The sequence below is a fragment of the Faecalibacillus intestinalis genome (genome assembly GCF_003024685.1).
Lineage (GTDB): Bacteria > Bacillota_I > Bacilli_A > Erysipelotrichales > Coprobacillaceae > Faecalibacillus > Faecalibacillus intestinalis.
In genome coordinates, this window is the sequence record NZ_PYLQ01000009.1 from 13910 (window position 1) to 27370 (window position 13461).

Sequence of the window (13461 nt, forward strand, 5' to 3'; positions counted from 1 at the left end):
TGATAGATACATGATACAATAGGGATAGGTGATTTTATGAAATTAGAACTTTTAACATATGAAAAAGAAAATCTTCCACGTGGTTGGAAACCTTATTATATATATTTAATCATGGTCGATCATATAGAAGTAGGAAGAATTGTCTTAAGAGAAGGTAGTAATGAAGAAAGATATTATGATGGACATATTGGTTATACGATAGAAAAGGAATACCGAGGGCATCATTATAGTAAAGATGCTTGTTTATTATTGTTTGATAAAGCAAAAGAAAAAGGATTTAAAAAATTAATGATTACATGTTCTCCTGATAATATAGCAAGTCGTAAGATTATTGAGTCATTGCCATTTAAGTATCTTGAAACAAAAGAAGTACCTGCATGTTTGAAGAAAGATTTTGATCAAGGTGATTATATAAAAAGAATATATTGTTTGGATTTGGAGGAGTTATGAAATTTATACATTTAGCGGATTTACATTTAGGTAAAATTATTTATCAAAATAATCTATTAGATATTCAAATTGATTTATTAAATCAAGTGATGAATTATATGGTTCAAAAAAAAATAGATACTTTAGTAATTGCTGGAGATGTTTATGATCGTGCGATTGCTTCTAAAGAAAGTATAGTTGCTTTAAATCATTTTTTAGAAGCAATGATTTTACATTATCATAAAAAAGTATTGATCATTTCAGGAAATCATGATAGCAGTGAAAGACTTGATTTTGCAAGTTCTTTACTTCAAAGTCAAGGTTTGTATATTGTTTCTTATCCTGAAAAAGAAATAAGACCAATTGAAATAGAAGGTGTTTATTTTTATTTGGTTCCTTTTTTTAAACCTTCTTATATACGTTATTTATATGAAAAAGATGATTTAAAAACGTATCAGGATGCTTTTGCATATTATTTAAGTCAACAAACATTTGTTGAAGACCATCCTAAAGTTCTTGTAACACATCAATTTATTGCGGGAAATAAAGAAGTGATTAGAAGTGAAAGTGAAGTAATTCTTTCCGTGGGTGGTAGTGAAATTATTGATGTTGATTTATGTAAAGATTTTGATTATGTAGCTTTAGGTCATATTCATGCAAGTCAAAAAATTAAATATGATTATGTAAGATATGCAGGAAGTTTAATGAAGTATTCATTTGATGAAGTTCATCAAAAAAAAGGAATGGTTGAAGTAACTATTGATGAAACTGGGGTTTCTACGCAAATTATTCCTTTAAAGCCACAAAAAGATCTAGTGAAGGTCGTTGGAAAATATGAAGATGTTTTACATTATCCAAATAACGAAAATGATTTTGTAGCGGTAGAATTATTAGATAAACAAGTCATAGGTCATGCATATGATTTTTTAAAAGAAAAATACCCTTATTTATTACAAATTACTTATCAATCACTAGAAAAACTTAAAACAAATCAAACAGCTTCTTCCTTAGATGTTGAAAAACAATCTCCAATAGAAATATTTAAAGAATTCTATGAAAAAATGAAAGGTGAAGCAATGAGTCAAGAAAGTGAAGAAATTATTCAACAATTACTAGAGGAGGTAAGTGAAGATGATGCCCATTAGCCTTACATTATCAGCGTTTGGACCTTATCCAGATACAATCACAATCGATTTTGAATCATTTCAAGAAGATGGTCTCTTTTTAATTACAGGGCCTACAGGTAGTGGAAAAACGATGATTTTTGATGCCATGATCTTTGCCTTATATGGTAAAACAAGTGGTCAAATTAGACAAACGGACAGTTTAAGGTGTGATCATGCCTTAAATGAAATTCCTACTTTTGTTGAATTTTCATTTTCTTTGCATCAACAAAATTATACAATTAAAAGAAATCCTAAATATTATCTAGAAGGGAAAAAAACACCTAAACAACCTTCAGCGTTACTTATTTTACCAGATGGCAAAATGGTCGAAGGTATTAAAGAAGTCAATCAAAAAATGATTTCTTTATTAGGGGTCGATGATCAACAATTTAAACAGATTTGTATGATTGCTCAAGGAGAATTTACAAAATTGATTATGGCTTCAAGTGATGAAAGAGAAAAAGTATTAAGAGAGTTATTTCATAGTGAGACGTATCAAAAGTTAGAAGAAAAACTTAAAGTTCATCTAAAAACGTATCAGGATAAATATGATTTATTATTGAATAAAAGGAAAGATTTGATGCAAGAATTACAAGTTGAAGATCATCAAGAATATTTATCTAAACAAACAAAACTTATCGCAAGTCAACAAAAAGAATATGATGATTTAAAAAAAGATTTAGATCAAAAGAAACAACAATTACAACTCTATCGCTTGCAAAATCAACGATTAATACAATTAAAAGATTTAAAACAACAATTTCAAGATTTAAAGAAACAAGAAAATGATTATCAAAAATTAAATAAAACTGTAGATACTTTAAAAAAAGCACAAGAAACAAATTATTTATATATTTCTTATATTAAACAACAAAAGAAACTTCAAACCTTAAAATTAAATCAAGAAGATTTTTTAAAACAATTAAAAAAACTTGAAAAAGATTATCAAGAAAAAAAGGTACAAGCAAATTCTCTTGACTACAAACAACAAACAAAAGAAAAATTACAAAACCAAATTCAAGAAACGAAACAATTAATCAATCAAATCTATCAATATCAAAATGATTATCAAAACTTACAAACTCTAAAACAACAATATAGAATGTTAGATGAAGAACATAAACTCTTTTTAAAAAAGAAAGAAAAATTTGAAAATGGGCTGCAAAGAGATCAAGAAAGAATCCAAAGTGAACAACAAGTACAATCTAAATATGAACTGATCAAACAACAATATGTTCGTTTAAACGAACAAAAAGTAAAAGTTCATCAATTGTCGGATTATTATGATCAAATACTCAAACTTAATGAAAATAAAAGTGATTTACAAGAAGAGTATACAGTTGTTGAAAAACAAGTTGATCATGAAAAAATGCAATATAATCAAATGGAAAAATTGTATTTTAGAAAACAAGCAGGTATTTTTGCATTACAATTAAAAGAGGATCAACCATGCCCTATTTGTGGCTCTTTACATCATCCTCATCCGGCACAAATTGAAAAAGAAGATATAACAAAAGAAAAATTAGATCAACAAGCTAAAAAAGTAAAACAACAAGAACATAGGTTACAAGATATCTTACAAAAAATACTCTTATCTAATCAAAAAAAGGAAATGCTTGTTAAACAAACAAAACAACTTTCAAGTGAACTTAATATTCAAGAAGAGATATCTAAAGAAATCTTTATTAAAGAATTAGATCATTTATCAAAAGATGAAAAAAGAATGAAAAAAGAACATCTTGAATTACAAGATGAACTTAAATATATTCAAAAGCTTAAAAAGAGTGTGGCTCTTTCATTGAAAGATATGTCTACTTATGAAAGTAAAGAATTAAAACAAGCACAAAGTCTAGAGAATATTCAAGTACAAATTCATCAATTATCTGGTAAATTAGATGATTCACTGCGACAATATGAAATTGGAGAAGTTAATAAAAATTATCAACAAGTTCAAAAAGAATATCGTCAACTTTCATTAGAAATAGAAACTATTCAACAGGATTATGAAAAGGTCAAAAATAAATATCTTGAAATAAAAACAAAAATTTCGTCATTGAATCAACAAATTATTCAAGAACAAGAAATATATGATGAATTAGATAATAAATATCATACTGCTTTAGATGCATTTATAAATGAAGAAGAATTTTTAAATTTAAAAACACAAATCAATCAAATCAGTATCTTAGAAAAGAAATATCAAGATTATTTAATTTCTTTAAAGAGTTTAAATGAACAGATTATTTCATTAGAAAATGAAGTCAAAGATTCAACATATGTTGATTTATCTTCTTTAAGTGAAACAATTAAAGAAGTAAATCAACAATTGAGAGAAAAAAATGATGATTTAGAAAAATTAAAAATAGATTATTCATTAAAAGAAAAAATGATCAAAGATATTCAAAAAATCAATCAACAATTAGAAAAAGATGAAGATACTTATCAAAGATATTTAGATCTTTATAATCTAGCAAGTGGTAAAAATAATGCAAGAGTGTCGATTGAAAGATATGTACTAGCAACTTATTTTGAAAATATGTTGATTTATGCCAATGTGATCATGAAACAATTGAGTCAAGGAAGATATCAATTATTAAGGAAAGATGATGCAGGTAAAGGAAGAAGTCAGCAAGGGTTAGAATTAGATGTTTTTGATCAAGAAAGTGGAAATATTAGAAGTATTAAGACACTTTCTGGTGGGGAATCCTTTAAAGCGGCTTTATCTCTTGCTTTAGGACTTTCAAGAATGGTTCAAGATTATGCTGGAGGAATTGAATTAAATACGCTTTTTATTGATGAAGGGTTTGGTTCTCTAGATAGTCAATCATTAGATCAAGCAATGAATTGTTTAATGGAATTGCATCATGAAAATAAATTAATTGGAATCATCTCACATGTTAGTGATTTAAAAGATCGTATTGAACGACAACTTGTAGTTGAAAGAAAACAAAAACAAAGTGTGATTCAGATGATCTAATCTTGCTTGTTTATCATTTCTATAGTAAAATAGAGGAGCATTTTAGAGGAGGAAAAAAGATGGCAAATAACAAGAAAAATGAAGCTATTACTGCTAGAGATGTTGATTTTGCTAAATGGTATACAGATGTATGTCGTAAAGCTGAATTAATGGATTATAGTGGTGTGAAAGGGTTTATTATTTATCGCCCTTATGGATATGCTTTATGGGAACAAATTCAAAATCATATGGATAAAAAATTTAAAGAAACAGGACATGAAAATGTTTATATGCCGATGTTGATCCCTCAATCTTTATTACAAAAAGAAGCTGATCACGTAGAAGGTTTTGCACCAGAATGTGCCGTTGTTACAAAAGGTGGTTTAAATGAATTAGAAGAAAATTTGATTATTAGACCTACTTCTGAGACATTGTTCTGTGAACATTATGCAAAAATTGTTAATTCTTATCGTGATTTACCAAAATTATATAATCAATGGTGTTCAGTAGTACGTTGGGAAAAAACAACAAGACCATTTTTACGTGGATCTGAATTTTTATGGCAAGAAGGGCATACAATTCATGCCAGTGAAGAAGAAGCAAGAAAAGAAACTTTACAAATGTTAGAAATTTATCGCTCTACTGCACAAGATTTACTTGCAATTCCAATGGTTACTGGACGTAAAACTGAAAGTGAAAAATTTGCAGGGGCTGAAGAAACTTATACAATTGAAGCTTTAATGCATGATGGAAAAGCTTTACAATCAGGAACATCTCATTATTTTGGTCAAGGTTTTGCAAAAGCTTTCGATGTTAAATTCTTAAATAAAGATAATAAACAAGAATATGTTTATCAAACTTCTTGGGGAGTATCAACACGTTTACTTGGAGCAATCATTATGGTTCATGGAGATGATAATGGACTTGTTTTACCACCAAGAGTGGCACCAATTCAAGTGATGATCGTTCCAGTTATGCAACATAAAGAAGGTGTTTTAGATAAGGCTTATGAAATTGAAAAACAATTAAAAGCAGCTGGACTTCGTGTTAAAGTGGATGCGAGTGATAAAACACCAGGTTATAAATTTGCAGATGCTGAAATGAGAGGAATTCCATTAAGACTTGAAATTGGACCTAAAGATATTGAAAAAGGACAATGTGTCTTAGCTAAAAGATTAGATGGTACAAAAGAAACATATGCTTTAAATGAAGAATTACCAAATACAATTCATCAATTATTAGACCAAATTCATGATGAAATGTATGCAAAAGCATTGAAATTTAGAGATGAAAACATTAGAACTGCGAAAACATATGATGAATTTAAAGAAATCTTAAATACTAAAGCAGGATACATTCGTATGATGTGGTGTGGAGATGAAGCTTGCGAATCTCAAATTAAAGAAGAAACAGGGGCTACATCTAGATGTATCAAAGAAGACGAAGAAGCATTTGGTGATGTTTGTCCAATTTGTGGTAAACCAGCTAAAAAAGTTGTTTACTTTGCAAAGGCTTATTAATTTGTATAAAGGAGTAATCGTTAAGATTGCTCTTTTTTATTAAGCTTTTTATAGAGAGAATTTATATAAATGTGTATAATGAATTTGTAAATGTTTGGATAAATAGGTAGAAGTAATGAATAAAGAAGAGGCTGTTCAATTAAATAAATTAAAAAGAAAAACAGGCCTATTTTTTATTATAGTGATGGGTATCATGTTTATTTGTTTTAATTCAATTTGAAGTAAATAAAGAAAAAATAAGTGCAAGTTATACTGCAGAAGATACTGTTCGAAAAATAGAAACACAACTTGGAAGATATTTAGAAAATTCTGAAATGTTTAAAAATATTATATCTTCAAAACATACAATCAGTGATGAACAGTTTAATCAGCTTGCAAGTTATATAAAAAAATAAAAATATTATTGAAGCATATGAATTAGCACCTAATGGGATTGTTGAATGCTGAAATTACGATTACTCTTTTAGAAGATATGGGATTAATAGTTGAACGTGTTGAAGATGGGATTCAATGTGTGGCCAAAATGGAACAAATGCCTGCTAAAGGCTATGATTTGATTTTAATGGATATTCAAATGCCTCATATGGATAGTTATAAGGCAACACAAACTATTCGTCAATTGTCAAATAAAGACAAAGCCACGATTCCTATCATTGCTTTAATAGCTAATGCCTTTGAGGAAGATAGAAAAAAGGCGATTGCTCAAGGGATGAATGGACATATATCGAAACCAATAGATGAAAAAGTCCTTCTTTCAATTCTTAAATAACACAATATAAAAGAAGTATATATTCGATATATATTTCTTTTTTTATTGACAATAAATATAAAATATTCTATAGTTGATGTGTCAACTATAGGAGGAAATATGAATTTATCACGCTTAATTTCTATTCTTCATAATCAAAAAAATAGTTATATGAATGTCCAACTTAAAGCGTTTGGTTTATCCCATGGACAAGCGATTACTTTAAAAATTATTTATGAAGAAAATAATATCAAACAAGAAGATTTAAATAAAAGATTACAAATTGATAAAAGTGCAGTTACGAGAATTTTAAAAACATTAGAAGATAAGGGATTTATTATTAAAAAAACAGCAAAAGAGGATAAAAGAAATCATGTTTTGTCTTTAACTTCTAAGGGAAAAGAATTATATCCTAAAATTAAAGATGTCATTAAAGAGACAACAGAGATGATGATTAAAGATATTGATCAAAATGAGCTTATTCTTTTAGAAGAACTTTTATTAAAAATGAAAATGAATTTGGAGGATACGTATGAAAAATGATGATAAGATGGGGACTAAAAATATATTACCTTTATTAGTAGAATTTTCAATTCCAGCTATTATCGGAATGCTTGTTAATGCAATTTATAATATCGTTGATCGTATGTTTATTGGAAATGCTCCAAAATTGGGGTCAATTGGTTTAGCAGGAATTAGTATTTGTTATCCTGTAACTCTTGTTTTAATGGCCATTTCTTTAATGATTGGAATGGGTGGAGCCACTCGTTTTTCAATAGCGTTAGGACAAGGTAAAAAGGAAGAAGCTGGAAAGTATATGGGAAATGGTCTAACTTTAACAATTATTTTAGGCCTAGTCTTTATGATTTTAGGAAATGTTTTTTTAGCACCAATGTTACGTTTATTAGGTGCTTCAAAAACTGTTTTGCCTTATGCTGAAAATTATTTAAGTATTATTTTATATGGTGCTGTTTTTCAATGTATTGCAATGGCAGGAAATAATTTTTCTAGAGCTCAAGGAAATCCTAAAAATGCCATGATTTCACAATTGATCGGAGCAGGGTTTAATATTTTATTTGACTATATTTTAATTTGTATTTTCCATATGGGAATGAAAGGAGCTGCTTTTGCAACAATTGGTGGTCAATTATTAAGTGCTTTATGGCAACTTGCTTTCTTATTTGGTAAACGTACGATTATTTCTTTAAATATTTCATTACTTAAATTAAAATTAAGTGTTTCTAAACAGATTATTCAAACAGGAATACCAGCTTTTTTAATGCAAATCTCTAATAGTGTTTTAAATATTATTTTGAATGCGTCTCTTGTTAAATATGGTGGAGATTTAGCGTTAAGTGCTATTGGTATTGTTACAAGCATTCAAACACTTATTTTGATGCCAATTACTGGTTTGATGCAAGGTCAACAACCATTGATTTCATATAATTATGGTGCTTTAAAAATGGATCGTGTTAAAGAAACATTAAAATACGCAATTATAGGTGCTACAATGATTGCTTTGATTGGTTTTATCGCAGTACAATTTTTTACAAAAAGTATTGTCTATATGTTTAATGATGAAGCAGATGTTGTAAAATTATGTAGCCATGCTTTACATATTTGGTTTATGTGTTTACCGGTTATTGGTGCACAAGTAATGTGTGCAAACTATTTTCAAGCGATTGGTAAGATAAAAATATCAAGTGTTTTAAATTTATTGAGACAAATTATTATTTTAATTCCTTGTATCATAATTTTTTCATCGATTATAGGTTTAGATGGTATTTTTATAGCTGTCCCTGTTGCGGATCTATCAGCGTTTATTATTACTGTTTTATTATTAAAAAATGCCTTAAAAAAAGAAGCCTGAGCTTCTTTTTAATTATATCTTTTTACAACGAATTGATTCAATAACAGGTTGATTTTCTTTTTTTACAGTTCCATTATTATCTTCTACTTTTACATCTTTACAAATTTGATCAACAATGTCCATGCCTTCATAAACATAACCAAAAACAGCATATTGACCATCCAAATAAGTAGAATCACTTTGAACAATAAAGAATTGTGAAGAAGCACTATCATTATCTTGACTTCTTGCCATAGAAAGAGCTCCACGTGTATGACTTAAAGGATTTTTTACCCCATTATCTGAAAATTCTCCCTTAATTGTTTCTTTACTTCCACCAGTGCCATCTCCTTTAGGATCTCCACCTTGAATCATGAAACCATCAATAATACGATGAAAAGTTAAATCATCATAAAATTTTTCTTTACTTAACTTTACAAAGTTTGTTACTGTAATTGGTGCTGTATCAGCATCAATTTCAGCATAAATTGTTCCATAATCTTTAACTTTAATTTCAACTTGATAATTTCCTGATAAAGTTTTTGTTTTTTTAGTTGCTTTTTCTGTTGTTGTTTTAGAAGAACATCCAGCAATGGAAACAACAGTCATTAAAACTAAAAGTACTTTTAGCATTTTTTTCATTCATTTCACCTCTTTCAATATTATAACAAATATGAATTATGAAAAAAAGATACTCAATAAGACTTGATTGTGCTAAAATACATGAAAGAGGTTTTAAAGATGAGAGAAAAAAGAATTGTATTAGTAAATGATGTAACAGGATTATCAAGATGTTCAGTAGCCTGTCAATTGCCAATTATTTCAGCTATGGGAATTGAAACAGCTTTTGTACCAACAGCAATTTTATCTATCAATACATACCATAAAGATTTCTTTTTTGATGATTATACATCAAAGATGAATGATTATATTGAAACATATAAAAAAATGAATATTGATTTTGATGGAATATGCAGTGGCTTTTTAGGATCTGCGAAACAAATAGAAATAGTAAAAGAATTTTTTAAAGATTTTAAAACAGAAAAAAACTTTATTTTAGTAGATCCAGTCATGGGTGATCATGGAAAACTTTATCCGACTTATACGCGAGAAATGCAAGAAAAAATGAGAGAACTCATGCCTTATGCGGCAATTGTTACACCTAATTTAACAGAATTGTGTGCTTTGATTGATGAAGCTTATCATGAAACAAGCAATGAGCAAGAACTTAAACGCATGTGTGAAAAATTAAGTCAAATGGGTCCAAAAATGATTGTAGTAACGGGTATTTCTATTGGTCATCAAATTTTAAATTTTGTTTATAACCATGGAAAAGTTGAAAAAATCTATGCAAAACGTATTGGAGAAGATCGTAGTGGCACAGGAGATGTTATTTCTGCAGTAATTGCAGGAAGCTATTTGAAAGAGCAAAATTTTTTAGAAGCTGTTAAAAAATCAACAGATTTTGCTTCTAAATGCATTCAACATTCTGTAGATATTGATGCTCATCCACATATGGGATTATGTTTTGAACCATTATTAAAAGAATTGGGGGATTAAGATGATATTATATACATTATATGAAAATAGTTATATTGATATTGCACATTTAGAAAGTACTAAAGGGATTACATGTTATGTTAATTCGACAAATCGTTGTACATGTTCATGTACATTTTGTTTAAGACAAACAAAGGAAATGATTGAAAATAATTCTTTATGGTTAAAAGAAGAACCAACGGTTGATGAAATTATTCAAGAATTTGAAAAATATGATTTAAATGATTTTAAAGAAGTTGTTTTTTGTGGTTTTGGTGAACCACTTATAAGACATGATGATTTAATGAAAGTTGCTAAGTATTTAAAAGAAAGAAGACCCGATCTACCTACAAGAGTGAATACCAATGGGTTATCTTCTTTATATAATAAAAGAGATATTACGCCTGAATTTAAAGGATTGTTAGATACTGTTTCTATTAGTTTAAATACAAGTAATAAAGAAGATTATTTAAAACTTACAAGAAGCCAATATGGAATTGATTCATTTGATGAATTATTAGATTTTGCTAAAAAATGTAAAGCCTATGTGCCTCATGTTGTTTTAACGATTGTTGATACAACAATTCCTGAAAAAGATGTAGAAATTTGTAAACAGATTGCTCAAAATATTGGGGTAACTTTAAGAATAAGACCATTTGAAGATTAGTGAGGAAAGAAAAAATGATGCAATTATCTCGTGAAGAAAGATTACTTCATATAGGAAAAATGACCAATGTAAGAGATTTAGGTGGTTATGAAACACAAGAAGGATATTATACAAAATCACATAAATATGTTAGAAGTACATGTCCAAGTGGGATCAGTGATGATTTAAAAGAACAATTTTATCAATATGGTATTCGCACTGTCATTGATTTAAGAAGTGATTATGAATTAGTTCATCAACCACATAGTTTAAAAGGGTATAAAGATATAGAGTATTATCATATTAATTTACTACAAAATGAAAATATGTCAGTATTACCAAATGATATTAAAGACTATCAAGATTTAAGTGGTTTTTATATTTTTATGATTGAAGCGAATAAAAAACAATTAAAAAAAGTATTTAATATCTTTTTAAACCATCCTTATGACTGTACATTATTTAATTGTTCTGCAGGTAAAGATCGTACAGGTGTTATTGCATGTATGTTATTAGATCTAGCGGGATGTCATGAATATGATATTGTTAAAGATTATTCAGAATCTTATGAAAATAATATGGCAATGATTAAACAATTGGAAGAAATGATACCAAGTGAAGATGAAAAATTCTTAGGTTCTGATCCAAGAGTGATGATGAAATTTATTGCGTATTTAAGAGAAAATTATGGTAGTACTAAAGGATATTTATTAAATATTGGTTTTAGTGATGAAGAAATTGAAGAAATTAAAGAAAATTTCATAATTTAAAAGAAAAAAGGCCTCCTATTGTCATATATAAACATAGGAGGTTTTTTTATGAAGGCATTAACGTTTAAAGAAAAACAAGATGTTTTAGAAGATCTATTTAAAAAGTATCACCGTGCTGTTTTACAACTTAAATGTTTAGAAGAAAGGAATTTTTATCCAACGATTCAATTTGATACCGTTAAAGAAAAGAAGATGTATTATCAAGATAAAGGAAGTCAATTGAATGATCAATTGGTGTTAAAAGAAGAATTAGAGAAAGTTATTGCAACATTTGAATTTATTTTAGATTGTTTATCGATGGAGAGTAAAGTTATTATTGAAAAAGAATTTATAGAGAGAGTTGGTAAAGATTGGTGGATCGATTATTATTCTCGAAGTACATACTATCGTCTTAAAACAAGGGCCATGGAAGAAACTTTGTTCTATTTTAGTTGTTTATAAAAATCATAAAGTTTAAATATAAAGCAAAGAATAACCAAAGAATATAAGGAATATTTAGATAAAAACTTTTTGGATTAATTTTTTTAAAAATGATCAACATATAAATAACAGTAAGAATCAAAGCTATTAAAATCATTAATGAAAGAAAATAATTATGAAGATTAAAAAAGAAAAGTGGCCAACAAAAATTAATAAATAATTGAAAAGAGTAGACAATTAAGGCGTTTTCACGTTTAGGATCATGACTGATATAAATAAAATAACTAGAAATTCCCATCAAAATATAAAGAAGGGTCCAGACAATAGGAAATAACCATCCTGGAGGAGCCAATAAGGGGGTATTTAAATTGCTATATGTTTCCATTTGATTATTTGTGATAAAAGCGCTTATAGCACCTACTAATAAAGGAATAATCAAACTAATAATGAATGTTCTTTTTTTCATAATGTTCACCTAGTTTAGTATATCCCTATTTATTTAAAAATATACGTTTAAATCATGAATGAGATGTTATATAATAGAATATATTGGAGAAAGAGGTAATTATGAAATTAGTAAGTTGGAATGTAAATGGAATAAGAGCATGTTTACAAAAAGGTTTTTTAGATAGCTTTCATCAATTAGATGCAGATATTTTTTGTGTTCAAGAAACTAAAATGCAAAGTGGTCAAGCAGATTTAGAGATTGAAGGGTATCATTATTATTTAAACAGTGCTGTTAAAAAAGGGTATAGTGGAACACTTATTTATAGTAAAGAAAAACCATTGAATGTTTTTTATGGAATGAATAAAGAAGAACATGATCAAGAAGGTAGATTAATTACTTTGGAATTTGAAAATTATTATGTCATTACTTGTTACACTCCTAATAGTCAAAATGAACTCAAACGTCTATCTTATCGTATGAAATGGGAAGATGATTTTTTAACGTATCTTGAAAGTTTAGATAAACCAATTATTTTATGTGGTGATTTAAATGTTGCTCATCAAGAAATAGATTTGAAAAATCCTAAATCAAATCGTAAAAATGCAGGTTTTTCTGATGAAGAAAGAGAAAAAATGACTCAGTTATTAAATCACGGTTTTATCGATACGTATCGTTATCTTTATCCTTTACAAGAAGGTGTTTATTCTTGGTGGTCTTATCGTTTTAAAGCAAGAGAAAAAAATGCGGGATGGCGTATTGATTATTTTATTGTTAGTGATAGCTTAAAGGATAAGATTATTGATGCAACAATTGAAACAGAGATTATGGGAAGTGATCATTGTCCTGTAACTCTTACAATAGATCTTTAGCGGAGGTGTATTATGAATATAATACAAATGATTAACGTTTCACCACTAGTCACAATTTCTATTATTGCCTTGACTATTGATCTAACGATTTTTGGTTATTA

General features: G+C 27.9%; 14 protein-coding genes. 12 read left to right on the plus strand and 2 right to left on the minus strand.

The annotated features are described in order from the left end of the window. Positions 1-36 precede the first annotated feature (36 nt). The 7 genes from C7U54_RS07570 (at position 37) to C7U54_RS07600 (ending at position 8689) form a co-directional block, all read left to right on the plus strand. On the plus strand, positions 37-450 hold the full coding sequence (locus C7U54_RS07570) for a GNAT family N-acetyltransferase (protein WP_107029882.1): 414 nt from the start codon (positions 37-39) through the stop codon (positions 448-450). Then, the gene (locus C7U54_RS07575) at positions 447-1574 is read left to right on the plus strand and encodes an exonuclease SbcCD subunit D (RefSeq protein WP_107029883.1); all 1128 of its coding nucleotides are present in this window, start codon (positions 447-449) and stop codon (positions 1572-1574) included. Before C7U54_RS07570 ends, C7U54_RS07575 begins: the two co-directional genes overlap by 4 nt. Beyond that, the gene (locus tag C7U54_RS07580; RefSeq protein ID WP_107029884.1) at positions 1561-4572 is read left to right on the plus strand and encodes an AAA family ATPase; all 3012 of its coding nucleotides are present in this window, start codon (positions 1561-1563) and stop codon (positions 4570-4572) included. The genes C7U54_RS07575 and C7U54_RS07580 overlap by 14 nt, the downstream gene beginning before the upstream one ends. Positions 4573-4631: 59 nt before the next feature. Continuing rightward, positions 4632-6071: a proline--tRNA ligase gene (gene proS / locus C7U54_RS07585; protein ID WP_022000864.1), complete on the plus strand. Its 1440-nt coding sequence runs from the start codon at positions 4632-4634 to the stop codon at positions 6069-6071. A gap of 427 nt (positions 6072-6498) precedes the next feature. After that, positions 6499-6840 (plus strand): response regulator, encoded by a 342-nt coding sequence (locus C7U54_RS07590; RefSeq protein ID WP_107029885.1) that lies wholly within the window; start codon positions 6499-6501, stop codon positions 6838-6840. Positions 6841-6939: 99 nt separating this feature from the next. Then, positions 6940-7362, plus strand: coding sequence for a MarR family winged helix-turn-helix transcriptional regulator (locus C7U54_RS07595; RefSeq protein WP_107029886.1), 423 nt, complete (start codon positions 6940-6942; stop codon positions 7360-7362). Next, the gene (locus C7U54_RS07600; RefSeq protein WP_241522590.1) at positions 7352-8689 is read left to right on the plus strand and encodes an MATE family efflux transporter; all 1338 of its coding nucleotides are present in this window, start codon (positions 7352-7354) and stop codon (positions 8687-8689) included. The genes C7U54_RS07595 and C7U54_RS07600 overlap by 11 nt, the downstream gene beginning before the upstream one ends. Positions 8690-8701: 12 nt before the next feature. Here C7U54_RS07600 and C7U54_RS07605 read toward each other — a convergent pair whose 3' ends face one another. Continuing rightward, positions 8702-9310 (minus strand): peptidylprolyl isomerase, encoded by a 609-nt coding sequence (locus C7U54_RS07605; protein WP_107029887.1) that lies wholly within the window; start codon positions 9308-9310, stop codon positions 8702-8704. A gap of 99 nt (positions 9311-9409) precedes the next feature. Between C7U54_RS07605 and C7U54_RS07610 the strand changes: the two genes are divergently transcribed. From C7U54_RS07610 to C7U54_RS07625, 4 genes are read left to right on the plus strand one after another with little or no spacing between them, the layout of a single operon-like run. Continuing rightward, entirely contained in the window at positions 9410-10228 is an 819-nt protein-coding gene (locus C7U54_RS07610; RefSeq protein ID WP_022000858.1) for a pyridoxamine kinase, read from the plus strand. 1 nt (position 10229) lies between these two features. After that, the gene (locus C7U54_RS07615; RefSeq protein WP_107029888.1) at positions 10230-10874 is read left to right on the plus strand and encodes a TatD family nuclease-associated radical SAM protein; all 645 of its coding nucleotides are present in this window, start codon (positions 10230-10232) and stop codon (positions 10872-10874) included. A 14-nt stretch (positions 10875-10888) separates the two neighbouring features. After that, positions 10889-11623, plus strand: a complete 735-nt coding sequence (locus C7U54_RS07620; RefSeq protein ID WP_022000856.1) for a tyrosine-protein phosphatase — start codon at positions 10889-10891, stop codon at positions 11621-11623. 48 nt (positions 11624-11671) lie between these two features. Continuing rightward, entirely contained in the window at positions 11672-12064 is a 393-nt protein-coding gene (locus C7U54_RS07625) for an MG284/MPN403 family protein (protein ID WP_107029889.1), read from the plus strand. On the opposite strand, the gene C7U54_RS07630 is transcribed toward C7U54_RS07625, so the two are convergent. Continuing rightward, on the minus strand, positions 12051-12509 hold the full coding sequence (locus C7U54_RS07630) for a TspO/MBR family protein (RefSeq protein ID WP_022000854.1): 459 nt from the start codon (positions 12507-12509) through the stop codon (positions 12051-12053). The genes C7U54_RS07625 and C7U54_RS07630 overlap by 14 nt on opposite strands. A 101-nt stretch (positions 12510-12610) precedes the next feature. Here C7U54_RS07630 and C7U54_RS07635 point away from each other — a divergent pair, with 101 nt between their 5' ends. Then, the gene (locus C7U54_RS07635) at positions 12611-13360 is read left to right on the plus strand and encodes an exodeoxyribonuclease III (protein ID WP_032091635.1); all 750 of its coding nucleotides are present in this window, start codon (positions 12611-12613) and stop codon (positions 13358-13360) included. Positions 13361-13461 lie beyond the last annotated feature (101 nt).

Coding starts and splice junctions, on each gene's coding strand:
- C7U54_RS07570 (WP_107029882.1), top strand. CDS start 37: ATGAAATTAGAACTTTTAACATATGAAAAAGAAAATCTTCCACGTGGT.
- C7U54_RS07575 (WP_107029883.1), top strand. CDS start 447: ATGAAATTTATACATTTAGCGGATTTACATTTAGGTAAAATTATTTAT.
- C7U54_RS07580 (WP_107029884.1), top strand. CDS start 1,561: ATGATGCCCATTAGCCTTACATTATCAGCGTTTGGACCTTATCCAGAT.
- proS (WP_022000864.1), top strand. CDS start 4,632: ATGGCAAATAACAAGAAAAATGAAGCTATTACTGCTAGAGATGTTGAT.
- C7U54_RS07590 (WP_107029885.1), top strand. CDS start 6,499: ATGGGATTGTTGAATGCTGAAATTACGATTACTCTTTTAGAAGATATG.
- C7U54_RS07595 (WP_107029886.1), top strand. CDS start 6,940: ATGAATTTATCACGCTTAATTTCTATTCTTCATAATCAAAAAAATAGT.
- C7U54_RS07600 (WP_241522590.1), top strand. CDS start 7,352: ATGAAAAATGATGATAAGATGGGGACTAAAAATATATTACCTTTATTA.
- C7U54_RS07605 (WP_107029887.1), bottom strand. CDS start 9,310: ATGAAAAAAATGCTAAAAGTACTTTTAGTTTTAATGACTGTTGTTTCC.
- C7U54_RS07610 (WP_022000858.1), top strand. CDS start 9,410: ATGAGAGAAAAAAGAATTGTATTAGTAAATGATGTAACAGGATTATCA.
- C7U54_RS07615 (WP_107029888.1), top strand. CDS start 10,230: ATGATATTATATACATTATATGAAAATAGTTATATTGATATTGCACAT.
- C7U54_RS07620 (WP_022000856.1), top strand. CDS start 10,889: ATGATGCAATTATCTCGTGAAGAAAGATTACTTCATATAGGAAAAATG.
- C7U54_RS07625 (WP_107029889.1), top strand. CDS start 11,672: ATGAAGGCATTAACGTTTAAAGAAAAACAAGATGTTTTAGAAGATCTA.
- C7U54_RS07630 (WP_022000854.1), bottom strand. CDS start 12,509: ATGAAAAAAAGAACATTCATTATTAGTTTGATTATTCCTTTATTAGTA.
- C7U54_RS07635 (WP_032091635.1), top strand. CDS start 12,611: ATGAAATTAGTAAGTTGGAATGTAAATGGAATAAGAGCATGTTTACAA.